The organism is Planctomycetota bacterium, from assembly GCA_016125255.1.
Taxonomy (GTDB): Bacteria; Planctomycetota; Phycisphaerae; order Phycisphaerales; family Zrk34; genus RI-421.
In genome coordinates this window covers 86,284-103,560 of the sequence record WGMD01000011.1, presented here as the reverse complement: position 1 = coordinate 103,560, position 17,277 = coordinate 86,284, and the positions used below count along the sequence as shown (strand labels likewise).

The following is a 17,277-nucleotide window of genomic DNA, read 5'->3' as shown; positions in this document are numbered from 1 at the left end:
GCCAAACCGGATCATGTCCGTCACGGAAAAACAGATCGTGTCCGTTCTGCTGTCGGACCGGGCGGCGATTTTAGCGCGGATCGACATGGTGGTGGGCGACTTTCACCGGGCGGAGGATGTGCTTCAGGAACTGTCCGTGCGGGCGCTGGATCATCGCGATTCGATCGAGAACGAGGTGCATCTGCGCCGCTGGCTCCGCACGACCGGTCGGAACATCGCCATCGACCTGTTGCGTCACGACGCGGCGCGGCCGGCGGTGCTCAACAGCGAGGTGCTGGACCTGCTCGAAGCGCCGCTCGATCGGCTCGACGCGCTGGAAGCGGGCGAGACGCAGGGCGCGATCCGACGATGCATCGACGAGTTGTCGCCTTATCATCGCCAGCTCATCGAGCATCGCTACCGGATGAATCTGAGCGGGGAAGCGCTGGCGGCGGCGATGGGCCGCAGCGCCAATACGATCAAGGTCGCATTGACGCGGGCGCATCGGGCGCTGCTCGAATGCTTCCGCCGGCGCATCAGCGGCGAGGTGCGGTCATGAGCATGACCCCCCGCCTGTCGCTGCCGACGTTTGACGAAGCGGACGCGCCGCTGATCGAGGCGGCGATGGCGTATCTGTCGGACGAGCGCGATGCGGAGACGATCGAGAAGCTCAACGCCCTGCTCGCCGGCGATGCGCAGCGGCGCGAGCGATTCGCGATGCTCGTGTGGCATCGGCGGATGATGATTGAAACGCTCACGCGGGACCAGACGCTTCGCCCCAAGGCGGGCTCAGCGTCGGCGTGGGGGGATGCGGAAGACGCCCGCAGCGAGCCCACGCCGACGCTGAGCGGCGCTTCGCCGCGAAGCGTCTGGTACGCAAAAGGGTTCAGGGGTCAGGGATCAGGGATCAGCTTCAAGGCGGCGATCGCGGCATTGGTGGCGCTCGCCGCCGCGCTGGTGATGGTCTTTGTGCTGCCCTATCCGCAATCCGCAATTCGCAATCCCAAATCCGATTCCGCCGCGGCGCGGAACTTTGCGATTTTGTCGGATGTTTCGGCGGACGCGCGGTTCGCGGATGCGGAGTACGCGTTGGGCTCGGACCTGAGCGGGCCGATTCGTCTGGCGGCGGGGACGGCACAGGTGATGTTCCGTTCGACGGCGGTGGCGGACCTGATCGGGCCGGGCGAACTGGCGATGACGGGCTCCAATCGCGGCCGTCTGGCGTCGGGCACGCTGAGCGTGTACGTGCCGGCGGCGGCGCACGGGTTCACGCTGGACCTGCCGGGCGGGGCGTCGGTGGTGGACCTGGGCACGCGCTTTGTCGCGACGGTGGACGAGTTGGATCGCGTGCAGGTGCGCGTGCTGGCGGGTCGGGTGTTGATCCGCGAGGCGACGGGGGCGGAGCACGAACTGTCGGAGGGCGCTTTGACGGCGCTGACGGCGGGTCGCTTGTCGCCGGAGGCGATCACGCTGCCGGTGCTCTGTGATGCGCAATTGATCACGAGCCGAATCAGTCCGCTCTCGCGCCTCAACACGTTCAAGGTCGCCGCGGACGATCTGCTTCAGACCGCCGCGGCGACGCGCGAGCTGGGCGAAGGGGCGGCGGCGACGGGCGTGTTCACCAATCAGTCGATCGACGCATTGACCGACGGTCCGGTGGTCTGGGACAGCGCCAACGTCAGCGATACGCACGGAAGCTGGTCCACGCTCGACGGCGGGTCGATCACCTGGCATTTTTCGAGCGACGATGCGCCATGGGGCTATGACATCGACCGCATCGAAAGTCTCACCGGCTGCTGGCCCAACCGCGACGGACAGGTTTACAGCGTGCTGGTCCGCACCATCGGGGACGCGGCGTTCGTGCCGCTCACGGAGGTCCGGCTGCCGGACAACTCCCCCGACTCGCGCGGCGTGTTCGAGCGGCAGGTCGTCGTCGAATCGCGCGACGGTCGCCCGCTGGCGCGCGGCATCGTCGCCGTTCGATTCGTCTTCCATGACGACGAGCCGTTCGGCAAGCATCTGGGGCCTTCCGTGTACCGTGAACTGGATGTGATCGGCCGGGCGAGCAAGCTGACCGCGACCGCCGCGCCGTCGATCGAAGAGGATAATGAAACCGCACCGCACCTTGAAGGAGATGCACCATGAACAGGATGAACACGTTGATCCGGACGACGTTGCTGGCAGGTCTGGGCTTGGCCGGGACCGCCGCGCCGCTCGGCGCCGCGACCTTGCCGAGCGTCGCCAGCGCGAATCTGACGTACCGGCTTTCCGCTGACACCGGCCTGACGAGCGGCGGCGAAGGCACGACCATCACCGCGTGGACTGAACAGGTGCATGGCGTCAACGTCAACATCCAGACGACGCCCACCTTCCGCGGAACCGCCATCGCCGGCGGACCGGCGGTCCGGTTCGACGGCGGGGCCTCCGGCGGCGACCTGATCTTCTCCAACAACGCCGCCATCCTCAACACCTCCGCGCAGACCATCTTCGTCGTCGCCTCGATGGCCTCCGACGCGTTCACGCTCTCGGACCTGATCTCCGACTCGTCCGGCAATAACACCATCCGTCAGACGACCACCGAAACCGCCGCGTACTTCACCGGCAACAGCGCCGACTTCGCCCTCGGCGGCACTTTCGCCATCAATGGCAGTCAGGTCTTCGCCATCCCCGGCGGATTCGGAACCGCTCAGGTCGTCAAGGCCGTCGCCACCACGACCCGAAACATCAACTCCCTCCGCATCGGCAACAACGCCAACAACCGGCTCTGGGCCGGCGACGTGGCGGAGGTGCTCGTCTACGACGGCGTACTCAACGGCAACGACACGGCGGCGGTCAATCGGTATCTGACGGCCAAGTACGCCCTGACGCAGGTCGATGACGAAAAGCTCGCCGACGCGGCGCGGGTGGCGGATAATCCGTTCGCATCGACGGCGGGGACGCGGATCAACTACGGCGTGAACTTCCTCTACAGCGGGCCCGGCGTGAGCACCACGTTCCACGGCATCGGCTTCGACAATGTGAACATGTCCTCCCTGCCCGCCGGCCCGATCGCCCTGTCCGCCAACGCCAACAACGCCGGCGCCACCGTCTCGCTCATCGGCACCGGCTTCACCTCCGACAACACCGTCCGCACGCAGACCACCGCCATCACCGGCACCGACGGCGCGACGCTCGACGCCGTCGCCAACCAGATGTTCTATATGGGCGCAACGCACACGGGCATGGCCATCAACTTCGCCGGCCTGGCCGCCGACACCAAGTTCTACGTCCAGCTCATCGGCGGCGACGCGGGATGGAACGGCGACCTGAGCATCACCGTCAACGGCGTGACGCTGGCGCCGCTCTGGGCGGGCGTGGCCGACGGCGTCACCACGACGGCGTCGCTGTTCGGCTTTGACGCCAGAACCAACGCGCTGGGACAGCTCAACATCAGTCTCGCCCTCGCCGCCGGGAACTTCGCCGGCGTCAGCGGCATCCTGCTCAGCACCGTGATCCCCGCCCCCGCCGCGCTGCCCGCCGGGCTGGCGCTGATGGGGCTCTTCGCATTCAAACGCCGCCGATGAAACATGGATCGGTTCATCTCGAAACGCATTTGCCGGCGGGAACTGCCCCGCGCGGCGCGTCTTGCACGAGGCGGGGTGACTTCAGTCACCCCGCCGCACCTTGCGTGCGACATGGTTTCACCTTGATCGAACTGCTCGTCGTCGTCGCCATCGTCGCCCTGCTCGTCGCGATGCTTTTGCCCTCGATGAAGCTCGCCCGATATGCCGCTCAGTTGGTGAAGTGTCAGTCGAACATGCATCAGCAGTACGTCGCGCAGATTTCCTACTCCGCCGACGCCGCCGGCTGGTTCGTCCCGCGCAATGAGGACTCGCCCGATTATCAGCGCCGCTCCGGCAACGCCAACAGCATCGTCAACCTGATGCGCGGAACTTATGTCGCCAACACGACCCTCCTCACCTGCCCCATCGTCGCCAAGGTCCCCAATCAGGCCAACCTGTCCGTGTACTCTTCGAGCAACTGGACCAATGGGGCCTACGGCGGATGGGACTCCAGCGCGGCCAATGTCTACACGGCGTACATGTGGATGGCCGGTTATTCGGGCGGCGGGCGCACGCTGGCGATGATCGGCTCGGAGCCGCGCCCGCCTCTCCGCGCGTCGCAGATCGGCGCCGCCGTCACGTTCATCACCCACCGCATCAACTTCTATAACAGCAACAGTCTCCACGAAATTTCGCACGGCGGGCGCGGCCTGGCCGTCAGCGGCGCGCCCTACAGCGACTACCTCACCGATGACAACCCCGTGCTGACCGGCGACGGCGGGGCCTTCCTGCACACGCGCGGCGAGATCGCGCCCCGCATGTGCATCGGCGGCAACTACCCGGTGAGCCCCGGGTACACGGGAACGTATCTCTGGTAAAAAAAGCCCACATTGCCTCAGCAACGCGAGCCGATTTGGCGCGATACTTGTCACGGCCCGCTGTTCAACAGCCGCGGTTGCGTCACTGAACATCGAGGTCAATGTTGTGAAGCACGTGCTCGCCGCTTGCGTCGGAGACGTCGGCGATAATCGCGGCGGTGTCGTTTGCAAAATCGGCCGGCGGGGTCCAGCGAATTGTGCCGTCCGGGTCGATGATCGCGCCCGGCGGCGCTGAGGCGAGCGTGCAGACGACCGGCCCTTTCGATGACTGTGCTTCGACGCGATAGACCAGTTCCACGCCGCGCTTGGCCACGCACGGCGGGACGGACTCGACGTAGAGATAGTCGCCGCGCTTGGCCATTTCGTCGAGCACATTGAGCTTGTATAGGTGAATCGTCTTGCGGTCCACATCGGTGACGACGAACACCTGCGGGTGCACGAGATATTCGAACACGCCTTCGCTGAGCCAGAGGGATCGTCCGCGATCGTCGTGGTTGCCGTGTCGACCCCATTCCTCGAATCCCTTGATCGTCGCAATGACGCGCCGATCCGCGACGGTGCATATCTCAAGCGTCAACCCTTCCTTTTTGGCCCCGATGTTGGTCTGCTCCAGCGCGATGAAATAGCGCGGATCGTCGGTGGGGAAGAGCGTGCGCTTGTTGAGCGCGGTGGTGGGAATCTCCTTGAGATTGGCGTTGTAGAGCGCGTGTCCGGTCATGAACATGAGACTGCCGTCGGCATTGGGTTGAGCATAGCGGTAGGCGCCGCTCGTACTCGAAAAGTTTTGAAGATCCGTCGAAGCCGGCAGGAGCATCATGCGCGTAAAAGCGATCGGCCCGATGCCCAGGGGAATGCCTCCAAAGGTCAGCCCGTCGGCGGAGACCCGGATGGAGTATCCGTACTCGTCCTGCCCGCCGATGGTTTGCCGCGTCTCGTCGGACTCGAGCGTGAGCAAATCGACGAGGTGGCCTTTGTTGGAGCCGATGAGCAGCGGGCCGTTGGACGCGTAGCCGATGAGCGCGGCGCGTGTGGTGCCGTCTGTCGGAAGCGGGCCGACTTTGTCGCGTTCGAAATTGTCGAGTCGGTATCGCACAATGCGCTGCTGCGAAGGCAGCACGAGCACCATCCAATTGCGCCCGGCCGCGGGGATTACATCGTCCGTCACGCCATCGAAAGTGTGCAAAATCCCGCCCGCCAGTACGTCGATGACCGCGACCTGATGCGCCTCGGGCATGTGCACGATGATGAATCGTCCGCATCCCGCCAGACACCAGCGGCCGTACTTTGCGGGCAAAGCGACATGCGTCGCGTTGCCCGCAAAAGTTGGTGGGCCTTGCAGAGGCGGAAGCAGATCGGGGATCGACACCGAGGGCTTCGTCGTCGACGGGGTCGGTACAGGTGCTGCGACGGGCGTCGCCGTCGCGCCGGGCAACGGCGTCGGCGGGGCCGGCACTGGCAGAGGCCGCGGGGTCTTGCCGGGCTCGGCCGACAACGGCGTTGCCGGAGGAATCGGCCGCGCGGATGCAGCGACGGGTGCGATCTGCGTCTGCGTCTCCAACTGCCGCACGCGCGCGTGAAGCATTTCCAATTCCGCCGTCTGCTTGTCGTTGATGTAGAACAGGTACGCCGCCGCACCGAGTGCCAGCACGGTGGTCAGAAAAAAGAATGTGACCAGGAAATTCCCCGTCACCGGGGGTTCCTCTTCCCAAGGTCTGTAGGGACTACGCGACATGCCACCCCCGTATCGTCAGCTCTCAGTGCGGCAGCGGGAATTCCTTGCACAGGTCGACGACGTCGGAGCGGACCTGTTTGGCGATGCGCTCGTCGCCCTTGCCGGTCAGGACGCGGTCGATGAACTCGCCGACCTGGGACATTTCCGATTCCTTGAACCCGCGCGTGGTCAGGGCGGCGGCGCCGAGGCGAAGCCCGCTGGTGACCTTCGGCGGGCGCGGGTCGTTGGGAATGCCGTTCTTGTTGGTGATGATCCCGGCCTTTTCGAGCCAGAGTTCGGCGTCGGCGCCGGTGAGACTTTCATCCTTGGCGCGGAGGTCGACGAGCATCAGGTGATTGTCGGTCCCGCCGCTCGTCAGGCGGTAGCCCGCTTCGGTGAGCGAGCTGGCGAGCGCCTTGGCGTTGGCGACGATCTGTTTGGCGTACTGCTTGAAGTCCTCACGCAGCGCTTCGCCGAAGCACACGGCCTTGCCGGCGACGACGTGCATGAGCGGCCCGCCCTGCAAGCCGGGGAACACGGCCTTGTCGATCTTCTTGGCGATCTCCTCGTCGTTGGTCATGATGAGCCCGCCGCGCGGACCGCGGAGGGTTTTATGCGTCGTCGTCGTGACGATGTGCGCATGCGGGAACGGCGAGGGGTGAACCCCGCCGGCGACGAGGCCGGCAATGTGGGCGATGTCGGCCATGAGCAGCGCGCCGCATTCGTCGGCGACTTCGCGGAACTTCTTGAAATCGATGATGCGCGGATAGGCCGAGTAGCCGCAGAGGATCATCTTCGGCTTGGCTTCGAGGCAGACTTTCCGCATGGCGGCGTAGTCGATCTGTTCGTAGCCATCGGTGTTCAGGTCGTAGTTGAGCGGGTAATGCACCGGCTTGAAGTACTTGCCGGAGAAGTTGATCTTCATGCCATGCGAGAGATGCCCGCCGTCGGAGAGGACGAGCGAGGCGAAGGTGTCGCCGGGCTGAAGGAGGGCGAAGAAGACGGCGGCGTTGGCGGAGGCGCCGGAGTGGGGCTGCACATTGGCGAACTGGCAGCCGAACAGTTCCTTGGCGCGATCGCGGGCGAGGTCTTCGATGACGTCATAGTACTGACACCCGCCGTAGTACCGGGCGCCGGGGTATCCCTCGGCGTACTTGTTGGTGAGGCAGGACCCGACGGCAGCCATGACGGCGGGGCTGGTGTGGTTTTCGGAGGCGATGAGCTCGAGGGTATGTTCCTGCCGCTGCTGCTCGGCGGCGAGGGCCTGCCAGATTTCGGGGTCGCCGATCTGCAGGGGATTGACGGTATCGGCGGAAAGCGCGGGGCTCTGGGCGGTCATGGCGATTTCTCTCTTATTTAGAGCGGGGATCGGTGGTGGATTGCATCGTATCCATGTGCCCAGCCCGTGGCAATGCGGCCGGGGGTCGGGGAAAACGTGTCAATTCGGGCTTGAAACGAGTCGATAAGATCAGGAGAAGGACGGAGATCGGATGATGATTCGTCACAATCCCATCCCTACGGAGCCCGGCCAGCCGCTGTTCGAGCGGATCGGCGGTTCGCCGACGTTCGACGCGGCCTGGATGGTGCTGGCGCGGCTGATCCAGACGGACGAGTCGTTGGTCATGTTGCGCGCTCACGCGCCCGGGGCGGCGCGCGTGCTGCTCGAGACGGCGCTTCAAGTGCCGGCGGATGTTTGCGATGGGCAATTGCATGATGTGTTCAGCGAGGCCGTCGCGGCGGGGTTCGGGGACAGCGCCTATAACGCCCTGCTGTGCCATCTTGTCGACGCGCTGGGCGAGACGGATGTCGATCCGCTGCTGTGTACCGAAGCGTACGGCCGGGCGGCGGGCATGCGCGCGGCGGTGCTCGGGCGATGATCATCTTTACGGCGGCCCTTCGGGCCGGCTGCCAAGGGACAAAACTACCGATCCAATAAAAAACCGCGAGGGTCGCTCGCGGTTTTAAGAATCGGGTGATTCAGAAGCACCTCACTCCACGATCATCTTGCCCTTCATCAGGGCGAAGTGGCCGGGGAAGGTGCACAGGTAGTCGTACGCGCCCGCTTCGGTCGGGGCGGTGAACTCGATCGTGTCCGACTCGCCGGGGCCCAGCAGCTTCGTGTGCGCGAGGATGTCGTCCTTCTTGGCTTCGGGGATGTACTCGGGCGGCGACTGATTGGCGGCCAGGGCGAACTGCACCAGGTCGACGCCCTTCTTGAGCAGCACGCAGTTGTGGCCCATCGCCACCTTCGGCAGCATCCCCGCGTTCTTCATCGTCAGCTTGACCTTCTGGCCGGCTTTGACTTTGAACTCGTGGAGGTTGTACTGCATCTGGTCATTGCCCTGCAGCTCGACGACCGCCACATCCGCATCGTCCGCCACCGCCAGCCGGCTGACACCGATCATGGCGACCAGCGCCAACATCACGACGCACAACAGCGTGAACTTCGTCTTCATAATGGATTCCAGTTTGTGTTTCGGGTTTGGGGTTTAATCTTCCGTGAACCGGTCGTGTCCTTCGCTCTTGATCTTGCCGAGGGCTTCGATGCCTTCGGCGACGGCGTCATTATCGCCCTGATCGAGCGCGATTTCCATGTCGATGAGCTGATTGAGCTGCTTCTGGAGCAGCTTCTTGAAGGCGACCATTTCGGTCTTCTGCTTCGCGGCCGGCTCCTTCTCGACGAGCGGGACCTTCTCGTGCATGGCCGCCAGCGTCTGCGTCTGCATCGTAATGAGATTCGTGCGCGTCGAGTCGTCGAACTTCTTGTCGCGCGCCTGCCGTCGCAGCGCCTTGTACGCGTCGTTGATCTCCTTCATGTGCTTGGCCACCGGCGAATCGTCCTCCGCCGTCGCCGCACGCGTCAGGCCGAAGCCCGCCACGAACAGCGCCATCAAAAGAACCAGACCCATGCCCAGACGCTGATTGACCTGCCGATGTTCCATCAGTTGCTCCTTGCGGATTCAGGGAAAGAAAACCATCAAAATCGAGCCGGATTATAGGCCCCACCCGTTTGGCGAGGCCGCCCGCGGCCTGTTTTTTCCATTCGCCGCAAACCCCGCCGCGAGCGGCGTCGCTAAACGGGGGACGGACTTTATACTGTGATCCTTTGCGGAGGGTTCATCCATGTCCTCGGACATTCGCTACCAAATCACAACGATCGACCGCATCCGGCCATTGCGTCACCGCGAGTTGCGCGCGGGCCTGCCGTTCGAGTCGGCGATTTTCGAGGGGGATGATCTGCCGACGACGCTGCATTTCGGGGCGTTCATCGAAAATGAAAATGTCGGGTGCGCCACGTTCATGGCCCAACCGTGGAACGGCCAACCGGCGATGCGGTTGCGCGGCATGGCGACGCGCGCGGATATGCGAAGCCGGGGCATCGGGGCGGGACTGCTCCGCTTCGCCGAACGGACGCTGATCGCGCGCGAGGGTCCGCGCCAACTCTGGTGCGACGCACGCATCGGGGCGATCCGCTTTTACGAGGCAAACGGGTGGGCGATCGCGTCGGAATTGTTCGAAGTGCCGACGGCGGGGCCGCATTACAAGATGACGCGGATGTTGGAATAGGCGAAGGCACACGCCGCACTGAAGTGCGGCGTGCCGAAAAAGACATTCACAATTCAATCTGCGTGCCCACTTCGATGACGCGGTTGGGGGGGATGTGGAAGAAGGCGTTGGCGGGCATGGCGTTTCGCGCGAGGATGGCGAAAAGCCGCTCGCGCCAGATCGCCATGCCGGGGCGCTTCGTCGCCAGGTACGATTCGCGGCCGAGGAAATACGTGACCTGCATCGGCTCGATCTTCACGCCCTGCTCCGCGCACATCTCCAGCAGCTTCGGCACATCGGGGTCTTCCATGAACCCGTACGTCCCGGCGACTTTGAAGATGCTGTTGCCCAGGTCCTCCATCTCAAGCCGCTTCTTGCGTCGCACATAGGCCTGCTCGGCGGTGTTGACGGTGAGCAGGATGACTTTGTCGTGCAGCACCTGATTGTGCTTGAGATTGTGGATCATCGCCAGCGGGACGAGGTCGGGGTTGCCGGTGAGGAAGACGGCGGTGCCGCGGACGCGCGTGGGGGGATATTTTTTGATGTTGTCGAGGAAGGCATTGAGAGGCGTGAGGTTTTCGCGGATGCGCCGCCCGGCGATGGCCCGGCCGCGCTTCCATGTCGTGGCGATCGTGAAGAGCAGGCCGGCGACGAGGAGCGGGAACCACCCGCCGTCGAGCACCTTGACGATGTTGGCGCCGAAGAAGGAGATGTCGACCGTCAGGAACAGGCACGTCAACATCCACGTCGGCACCAGCGGCCACTTCCAGCTATTTCGCGCCAGCGCGTGAAAGAGCACGGTGGTGATGATCATGGTGATCGTCACCGCTACGCCGTACGCCGCGGCCAGGTCGGTTGATCGCTTGAACCCGAGGACCAGGCCGATCGTGGCGACCATCAGCAGCCAGTTCATCGGGGCGATATAGATCTGACCGTAGTGATGGGCGGAGGTGTGATCGATCTGCATGCGGGGCAGATAGCCGAGCTGCACCGCCTGCATGGTCAGCGAAAACACACCGCTGATGACGGCCTGCGAGGCGATGACGGTGGCGGCGGTGGCGAGGACGACCATCGGATACAGCCCCCATCCGGGAACGAGCGCGTAGAACGTATTGACATGCGCTTCGGGATGCGCGATGAGGTAGGCGCCCTGCCCGAAGTAGTTGAGCAGGAGCGACGGCAGGACGAAGCAGACCCAGTCGAGTCGAATCGGGTACGGGCCGAGGTGACCCATGTCGGCATAGAGGGCTTCGCCGCCGGTCACGACGAGGAAGACGGCGCCCATGACGAGGTAGCCCTGCAGGCCGTTGTGGAGGAAGAACATGACGGCATAGTGCGGGCTGACGGCGGCGAGAACGGAGGGGTGATGCGCGATGGCGACGATGCCGAGGACGGCGAGCGTGGCGAACCAGATGACCATGATCGGGCCGAAGAACGCGCCGATCTTCGCCGTGCCGTGTTTTTGGAGTGAGAAGAGTCCGATGAGGACGACGATGGTGATGATTTCGACGTAGGGGGTGAAGGTGGAGGTGGCGACTTCGAGGCCTTCGATGGCGGAGAGGACGGAGATGGCGGGGGTGATCATGCCGTCGCCGTAGAGGAGGGCCGCGCCGAAGAGGCCGATCATGACATAGAAGGCGGACCGCCGGCGGGAGGTCGCCGCCGTCGCGTCGGGGCCGAGCAGGGCCATGAGCGCGAGGATGCCGCCTTCGCCGTCGTTGTCGGCCCGTAGGACGAAGACCATGTACTTGACCGAGATGACGATCATCAGGGACCAGAAGATCAGCGACAGGGCCCCGAGCACATTGTCATGCGAAACACCGACGGCCTCGGACCCGTGGAAACATTCGCGCAGGGCGTAGAGCGGGCTCGTGCCGATATCGCCGTAGACCACGCCGAGCGTGACGAGGGCGATCTTGGCGAGTTCGCGGCCCTTGGGTCGGAGCGTGGTCGAGTCGGCGGTACTCATGCGGCACAATCATCCCATAGAGGGCGTCAACCAAAGCCCACATGATAGCGGTAAACGCACCGGGGATGTAGTGCCGCGAATTGAAAGAGGTTCACGCGGTTGCCGAACACGATTGGGGTGAACCTGCCGCGAATGCGAATGAACTGATGATTCACATGACGCGCGGCGCCGCCGGTAAAATGCGATCGATGACCTTTGCGGCTTCGCGCATCGTGCTTGTCGGCGCCAGCAATCTGGCGATGTCGCTGCCGCTGGCGATCGACGCGGCGCGGCGAGCGGTCGGCGAGGCGTTGTTCTTTGTCGCGTGCGGTCACGGGCGATCGTATGGCGTGACGAGCCGGGTGATTTGCCGCACGCTGCCGGGCATCGCGCCGAGTCGGTTGTGGGGCGAACTTGAACGGACCGCGCCCGGGCCCACGTACGCCCTGCTCACCGATATCGGCAACGACATCGGATACGGGTTCGACCCGGCAACGATTCTCAGTTGGGTGGACCAGTGCCTTGATCGACTCGCGTCGGCCGGGGCGCAGGTGGTGATCACCGATCTGCCGGTCGGCGGACTGGAGCGCCTGCCGCGATGGCGCTTCAAAATGCTCCGGGCGCTGCTCTATCCGCGCCATCGGGTCACGCAGTCACAGATGATCGAGCGCGTGCATGCGATCAGCGACGGACTGCACCAGCGGGCGGCGGGTCCCGATGTCCGGATCATCCGCCCCGACCCCGCATGGTTCGGCTTCGACCCCATTCACATCCGCCGGCCATTCCGTCCGCTCGCGTTCGAGCAATTTTTCAAATCGTGGCAAGGCGAAGGCGCGCCCGCACAAATCGTCAACACGCGACCCGATCATCGCGCGATTCGCCGCCTGCGCCCCATCGATCGCCGCATGCTCGGCCGAACCGTCGCCGATCGACATACAACCACACTGCACGACGGCTCGATGGTCCACGTTTTCTGATCGCATCCCCATCGCGTCACGAGCATGAGAAACGATTTTATTTTCAGTGGTGGCGCGCGAACGCGCCGTTTGACCCCTCGGGGCCACCCTCACCCCGGCCCTCTCCCGGGGGGAGAGGGGGTGGCGTTGGCTTCAGTCCGTACTCCCCACCCGCTCCGCATTTGGATCAGCCGTAGGCGCGGACGACGCCGATGACGATGCCTTGGATTTGGCAGTCGGGGACGATGATGGGTTCGTATTTTTCGTTGGCGGGCTGGAGTCGGACGCGGCCTTTTTCGCGGTAGAACTTTTTGAGGGTGGCTTCGCCGTCTTCGAGGAGGGCGACGACGGTGTCGCCGTTGTGGGCCTGGTTGGTGCGGCGGCAGATGACGTAGTCGCCTTCGCGGATGTGCTCATCGATCATGGAGTCGCCGCGGACTTCCAGGACGAAGGTGTCGCCGGTGCGTCCGGAGCGGGGTTCGCCGAAGAGTTCCTCCAGGTCGAGGGTGCGTCGGTCTTCGATGGCCTCGATGGGCAGGCCGGCGGCGATGGTGCCCACGAGGGGCAGGCGCGTGGGGCGGGACTCATCGGGGAGGACGGCGTTATCCGACAGCTCCAAAGAGCGAGCCTTGTTTGGATCGCGGATCAGGGCGCCTTTCTTTTCGAGCGCTCCCACGTGCTCGAAGATCGTCACCTTGCTGACGTTCAACTCGTCGGCGAGCTCCTGCAAGGTCGGGGAATAGCCGCGGGTCAGTTGCCCGTCGCGGATAAGCAAAAGAATCTTCTTCTGCTTCGGGGTCAGCTTCAGAGACATGGTCGTGCTCCGTGGAAAGGTAGAGGTCGGCGGCGAGGTAGTCGCCCATCAGGCGGCGCAGCATCGCGTGACCTTCGTCAATATGCAGGAGGCGGCGGGGATCGAGCTTGGGCGGACGCAGGCCGGCCAGTTGATCGGACGCCAGATCGAGGGCGAAACGCTGCTGGGCGAGCCAGGCGTCGATGGCCTGCACGGCGGCGGCCAGCGAACCGGCCTTGACCCACCGACGGTCGGTCATGGGCGCTTCGCCATGCTCGAACGTGTCCGCCGGGGCGGCGACTTGAACGGTCGCCCCTTCTTCAACGTCCGCCCCCGCGGCCGAGCCGCGCGGATATCGGGCGTAACCGGCGTAGGAGGAGCCGGATTCGGTGTCGGGCGAGTCGGGCTGGCCCTGCGTGCCGGCGACAGTTTTGAACATTTTGCGACCGCGGGGCTCGTAACGGGAAACATACTGTCCGCCGGGTCCGAGCATCATGAGGGGCATCGCCATGCGTAGGCCTCCAGTATTGGGTGTTCCATCTAACAGTGCACAGGATGTTGTGGTCGGGTACCTGTGTCTGCTCTATGGTTCGACCAATCCACGGCCGCGTCTGCAATCTTTGATCACTATTTTGTACGGATGATGTTACCCTAAAAGTATCCTTCCGTCAAGAGCCCTGCCAACATTTTTTCCACACGGGTTTTACGGTTGATTCACGGTGTTTTTCGCGTAGAACGGGGTTTTTGTGGGGTGCAGGATTATCGGAAGGTGCAGGTCCGAGAAGGTCAAACCGGGCGACGGCGGTCGCCGGGCTTTAGATCGGTTTCACAATGCCATGAGCGTCCTCAATGACTCGCGACCGTAGGGGAGAGGTCAAGCATTGACGCGATGTGCAAGTTGGTTGCGTGCTTGGGATGAGTTTTCAAGACTGTGTGGGCCACGAAGGCGCGAAGACGCGAAGAAGGGCGAGGAAAATGGGAGGGGTGGAATGGACAGACTCCTGCTCCATGGCGTCTTCCTTCGCGCCTTCGCGTCTTCGTGGCCCATTTTGCCTTTTCCGCTTCCAACCGACGATGGAAAAAACTTGCACATGGCATCATTGGAGTTGACGCGATGCTCGTCGTGCACCGCGACACATTGATGGAAACCGCTCAAGGGGTAACATGGGCGCGGGGTGTGTGCCGTGAGCGAACCGGAAATTGTGCATCATGATGAATGGAAAGGCAGCCCGCTGGTGTGGGCGGCGGGGTGCTGGGTCGGGGGCTTGATCCTCGGTCATCAACTGGACGGCCGCGGCGGGAGCGCGTGGCTGATCACGGCGGCGGCGGCGATGCTGTTGCTCGCATTCGTCCTGATGCGGCGACACCTGCGGGGGGCATGGGCGCCGGCGGCGATGTCGCTTGTCTGCACGGCGGCGGCATGGTGGACGATCTCCACCACGATGGAGGCGGGGCTGAAGGTTGACGGCGCGAGTCGGCTGGCGTGCATCGAAGGGGTTGTTGAAGGCGAAGTGTATCGGCGGACGGAGGCGGCGGGGTTACTCGGCGGGTTCGACTATCGGGGACCGAGCACGAAGTTCGTGGTGCGCGTCGATCGGATGGACGACGGGATCGCGCTGCATGCGGTGCGGGCGGCGGTGCTGGTGGACTCGCCTTCGTATGACGGGCGGGTGCACACGGGGGATCGCGTGCGTTGCACCGGCTGGCTCGCCCCGCTGCGCACGCCCTCCAACCCCGGCGAGCGCGACAGTGCGGCGATGCTGCACGATCAGGGCATCGTCGCGCGCCTCGCGCTCAAAACGCGCGGCAACTGCCAGATTGTCTGCGCCTCGGCGAGCTGGCTCACGCTGATGCGCGAACAACTGATGCGCGGCGCGGGACGATCGCTCGATGCGGGGATCGAGGCGTCGACGCCGCAGCGGCGGGCGACGCTGGCGATGCTGCACACGATGCTGCTGGGCGATCGTCGGAACGAACTGGGCGAACTGGATCAGGCGTTTCGCAACACGGGGCTGGCGCATCTGCTTGCGATCAGCGGATTGCATCTGGCGATTCTGGTGGCGGGCGTGTGGGGCTTGCTGGCGTTTGTGACGTGGCGACCGCACGTCGCGGCGATCGGGGCGCTGGCGGTGATCGGGCTGTATGTGGTGGCGGTTCCGCCGAAGGTGCCGTTGCTTCGGGCGGCGGTAATGACGGCGATTGCATGTTGGGCGCTGACGCGGGGGCGGCGGGTGTCGGCGGTGTCGACGATGGCGCTGGCGGGATTGGGACTGCTCATGTGGCGGCCGGGCGATCTGTTTTCGGCGGGATTCGAGTTGAGTTTCGCGGTGGTGGCGGGATTGATCGTGCTCACGCCGGGCGTCGGGCGATGGCTTCGGGCGCCGGGGCTACAGGAGAAGCTGGGCGATCGGGGATGGATGCTGCGCAAGTACGGGACGGATTACGCGGCGGTGACGATCGTGGCCTGGTGCATGTCGCTGCCGCTGGTGGCGTATCACTTCGGGGTGATCGTGCCGATGGGTTTGGTGATGTCGGTCTTGATGCTTCCGGCGGCGGGGGTGCTGCTTTGGGCGGGGTATTTGAAGATGGCGTTGTCGGCGGTCTGGCCGGTGGCGGGGGCGGCGGCGGGGCCGATCGTGATGAAGATCGCGATGTGGATCGGGGCGATGGTGCAATGGGGTGCGGAGGCGCCGGGGGGCGTAATGCGCGTGCCGGGGCCGACGGTGTTGTGGGCGATCGCGGCGATGGGCGTCATGATCGCGATGCTCAGCGGGATGTTCGCGGGGCGGCGATGGGCGCTGGCGGCGAGCGTGATGATCTGCGCGGTGTGGCTTGTCGGGCCGGGCGCGATGAGCACGCTGCGGGCGAACGATGCGCAGGCGTCATTGAAGGTCAACATGTTCGCGGTCGGCGACGGTTCGTGCTACCTGCTTCGCAGCGGCTCGGAGAACTGGATGTTCGACTGCGGATCGAGCAATTACTACGACATCACGACCGTCACCATCGGCCCGGCCCTGCGGGCGCTGGGCGTGCATCACGTCGACACGCTCTTCATCTCCCACCCCGACACCGACCACTTCAGCGGGGCGCTGGAACTCGTCGAACAGTTCGGCGTGCGGCGCGTCGTCACCACGCAGACATTCATCGACTCGGGCGAACATCATGTTTATGCGGCCGCGGCGGCGGCGATGAACTGGCTCAAGGCGCATCATGTGCCGATCGAGTCGGCGGCGGCGGGCTGGCGGGAACCCTTCGGCGAGGCGGAGGTCCAATTGATGTGGCCGCCGGCGGGCATGACGTTCGAGCGCGACAATGATTCGTCGCTGGTGCTGTCGGTGCGTGCGGCGGGGAGGCGGGTGCTGTTCTGCGGGGATGTGCAGCAGGTGGCGATGGCAATGATGATCAAGCGGAATGTGGATGTGAAGGCGGACGTCTTGGAGCTGCCGCATCACGGGTCGATGACGCCCGAGTCGCCGGCGTGGTTTGAGCGCGTGAGCCCGAGCGTAGTGCTGCAATCATCGGGGCCGACGCGCGTCCGGTACGATCGATGGGGGCCGTATTTGAAGGGAATCGAGCGGCATATCACCTGCGAGCACGGCGCGGTGGAGTTGACGATCGCGTCCGACGGGTCGATGCACGCGGAGCGGTTCCGACAGACGCCCGTGGAACCGGCGGCGGCGGCGGACGTAGAATAAGGATGACGACCGCGATGGAGAACGCCATGCGTCGATACATGCTGATCCTGTTGATGTCCGCCGGTTTTTCGCTGGTTGCAGCGCCCATGGTGCGTGCCGCCGATGCGAATAATGATGCGGAGCTTGCGGCGATGCGGGCGGAGATGAAGGCGCTGCGCGAATCGATCGATGCGACACGCTCAGCGCTCCTCGAAACGCAAAAGGATCTGGCCGAGTTGCAAAGCGCCAT

Annotated in this window: 15 protein-coding genes; 9 read left to right on the top strand and 6 right to left on the bottom strand. The window is 64.5% G+C overall.

The features are described 5' to 3' along the window. The first annotated feature begins 13 nt into the window (after window positions 1-13). The 4 genes from GC162_10805 to GC162_10790 are packed head-to-tail and all read left to right on the top strand — an operon-like array spanning window position 14 to window position 4,399. Entirely contained in the window at window positions 14-538 is a 525-nt protein-coding gene (locus tag GC162_10805) for a sigma-70 family RNA polymerase sigma factor (protein MBI1369129.1), read from the top strand. Next, window positions 535-2,124, top strand: a complete 1,590-nt coding sequence (locus GC162_10800) for a hypothetical protein (GenBank protein MBI1369128.1) — start codon at window positions 535-537, stop codon at window positions 2,122-2,124. Before GC162_10805 ends, GC162_10800 begins: the two co-directional genes overlap by 4 nt. Beyond that, complete coding sequence (locus GC162_10795; GenBank protein ID MBI1369127.1) at window positions 2,121-3,542, top strand: hypothetical protein; 1,422 nt, start codon at window positions 2,121-2,123, stop codon at window positions 3,540-3,542. The genes GC162_10800 and GC162_10795 overlap by 4 nt, the downstream gene beginning before the upstream one ends. Next, window positions 3,539-4,399: a prepilin-type N-terminal cleavage/methylation domain-containing protein gene (locus GC162_10790; GenBank protein ID MBI1369126.1), complete on the top strand. Its 861-nt coding sequence runs from the start codon at window positions 3,539-3,541 to the stop codon at window positions 4,397-4,399. The genes GC162_10795 and GC162_10790 overlap by 4 nt, the downstream gene beginning before the upstream one ends. 82 nt (window positions 4,400-4,481) lie before the next feature. Here GC162_10790 and GC162_10785 read toward each other — a convergent pair whose 3' ends face one another. Both GC162_10785 and GC162_10780 read right to left on the bottom strand, forming a co-directional pair. Continuing rightward, window positions 4,482-6,089, bottom strand: coding sequence for a hypothetical protein (locus GC162_10785; protein MBI1369125.1), 1,608 nt, complete (start codon window positions 6,087-6,089; stop codon window positions 4,482-4,484). 64 nt (window positions 6,090-6,153) lie between these two features. After that, window positions 6,154-7,449 (bottom strand): aminotransferase class I/II-fold pyridoxal phosphate-dependent enzyme, encoded by a 1,296-nt coding sequence (locus tag GC162_10780; GenBank protein MBI1369124.1) that lies wholly within the window; start codon window positions 7,447-7,449, stop codon window positions 6,154-6,156. Window positions 7,450-7,603: 154 nt separating this feature from the next. On the opposite strand from GC162_10780, the gene GC162_10775 reads away from it, so the two are divergent. Continuing rightward, window positions 7,604-7,987, top strand: a complete 384-nt coding sequence (locus tag GC162_10775; GenBank protein MBI1369123.1) for a hypothetical protein — start codon at window positions 7,604-7,606, stop codon at window positions 7,985-7,987. A gap of 111 nt (window positions 7,988-8,098) precedes the next feature. On the opposite strand, the gene GC162_10770 is transcribed toward GC162_10775, so the two are convergent. Together GC162_10770 and GC162_10765 are read right to left on the bottom strand one after the other, a co-directional pair. Continuing rightward, on the bottom strand, window positions 8,099-8,566 hold the full coding sequence (locus GC162_10770) for an Azurin (GenBank protein MBI1369122.1): 468 nt from the start codon (window positions 8,564-8,566) through the stop codon (window positions 8,099-8,101). Window positions 8,567-8,599: 33 nt separating this feature from the next. Beyond that, complete coding sequence (locus tag GC162_10765) at window positions 8,600-9,052, bottom strand: hypothetical protein (GenBank protein ID MBI1369121.1); 453 nt, start codon at window positions 9,050-9,052, stop codon at window positions 8,600-8,602. A gap of 181 nt (window positions 9,053-9,233) precedes the next feature. Here GC162_10765 and GC162_10760 point away from each other — a divergent pair, with 181 nt between their 5' ends. Next, window positions 9,234-9,677, top strand: coding sequence for a GNAT family N-acetyltransferase (locus GC162_10760; protein MBI1369120.1), 444 nt, complete (start codon window positions 9,234-9,236; stop codon window positions 9,675-9,677). 46 nt (window positions 9,678-9,723) lie between these two features. Here GC162_10760 and trkD read toward each other — a convergent pair whose 3' ends face one another. Beyond that, window positions 9,724-11,625 (bottom strand): potassium transporter Kup, encoded by a 1,902-nt coding sequence (gene trkD / locus GC162_10755; protein MBI1369119.1) that lies wholly within the window; start codon window positions 11,623-11,625, stop codon window positions 9,724-9,726. A 188-nt stretch (window positions 11,626-11,813) separates the two neighbouring features. On the opposite strand from trkD, the gene GC162_10750 reads away from it, so the two are divergent. After that, on the top strand, window positions 11,814-12,581 hold the full coding sequence (locus GC162_10750; protein ID MBI1369118.1) for a hypothetical protein: 768 nt from the start codon (window positions 11,814-11,816) through the stop codon (window positions 12,579-12,581). A gap of 166 nt (window positions 12,582-12,747) precedes the next feature. Here the strand turns inward: GC162_10750 and lexA are convergent, their stop codons facing one another. Next, window positions 12,748-13,374: a transcriptional repressor LexA gene (gene lexA, locus GC162_10745; GenBank protein ID MBI1369117.1), complete on the bottom strand. Its 627-nt coding sequence runs from the start codon at window positions 13,372-13,374 to the stop codon at window positions 12,748-12,750. Here lexA and GC162_10740 point away from each other — a divergent pair. Both GC162_10740 and GC162_10735 read left to right on the top strand, forming a co-directional pair. Next, entirely contained in the window at window positions 13,373-13,870 is a 498-nt protein-coding gene (locus GC162_10740) for a hypothetical protein (GenBank protein MBI1369116.1), read from the top strand. The two genes, lexA and GC162_10740, sit on opposite strands and share 2 nt — an antisense overlap. A 658-nt stretch (window positions 13,871-14,528) precedes the next feature. Beyond that, the gene (locus tag GC162_10735) at window positions 14,529-17,048 is read left to right on the top strand and encodes a DUF4131 domain-containing protein (GenBank protein MBI1369115.1); all 2,520 of its coding nucleotides are present in this window, start codon (window positions 14,529-14,531) and stop codon (window positions 17,046-17,048) included. The last annotated feature ends 229 nt before the right edge of the window (window positions 17,049-17,277 follow it).

Bases quoted from the DNA above. Each gene is read 5' to 3' on its own strand.
- GC162_10805 (MBI1369129.1), top strand. From the start codon at position 14: ATGTCCGTCACGGAAAAACAGATCGTGTCCGTTCTGCTGTCGGACCGG.
- GC162_10800 (MBI1369128.1), top strand. From the start codon at position 535: ATGAGCATGACCCCCCGCCTGTCGCTGCCGACGTTTGACGAAGCGGAC.
- GC162_10795 (MBI1369127.1), top strand. From the start codon at position 2,121: ATGAACAGGATGAACACGTTGATCCGGACGACGTTGCTGGCAGGTCTG.
- GC162_10790 (MBI1369126.1), top strand. From the start codon at position 3,539: ATGAAACATGGATCGGTTCATCTCGAAACGCATTTGCCGGCGGGAACT.
- GC162_10780 (MBI1369124.1), bottom strand. From the start codon at position 7,449: ATGACCGCCCAGAGCCCCGCGCTTTCCGCCGATACCGTCAATCCCCTG.
- GC162_10775 (MBI1369123.1), top strand. From the start codon at position 7,604: ATGATTCGTCACAATCCCATCCCTACGGAGCCCGGCCAGCCGCTGTTC.
- GC162_10770 (MBI1369122.1), bottom strand. From the start codon at position 8,566: ATGAAGACGAAGTTCACGCTGTTGTGCGTCGTGATGTTGGCGCTGGTC.
- GC162_10765 (MBI1369121.1), bottom strand. From the start codon at position 9,052: ATGGAACATCGGCAGGTCAATCAGCGTCTGGGCATGGGTCTGGTTCTT.
- GC162_10760 (MBI1369120.1), top strand. From the start codon at position 9,234: ATGTCCTCGGACATTCGCTACCAAATCACAACGATCGACCGCATCCGG.
- trkD (MBI1369119.1), bottom strand. From the start codon at position 11,625: ATGAGTACCGCCGACTCGACCACGCTCCGACCCAAGGGCCGCGAACTC.
- GC162_10750 (MBI1369118.1), top strand. From the start codon at position 11,814: ATGACCTTTGCGGCTTCGCGCATCGTGCTTGTCGGCGCCAGCAATCTG.
- GC162_10740 (MBI1369116.1), top strand. From the start codon at position 13,373: ATGGTCGTGCTCCGTGGAAAGGTAGAGGTCGGCGGCGAGGTAGTCGCC.
- lexA (MBI1369117.1), bottom strand. From the start codon at position 13,374: ATGTCTCTGAAGCTGACCCCGAAGCAGAAGAAGATTCTTTTGCTTATC.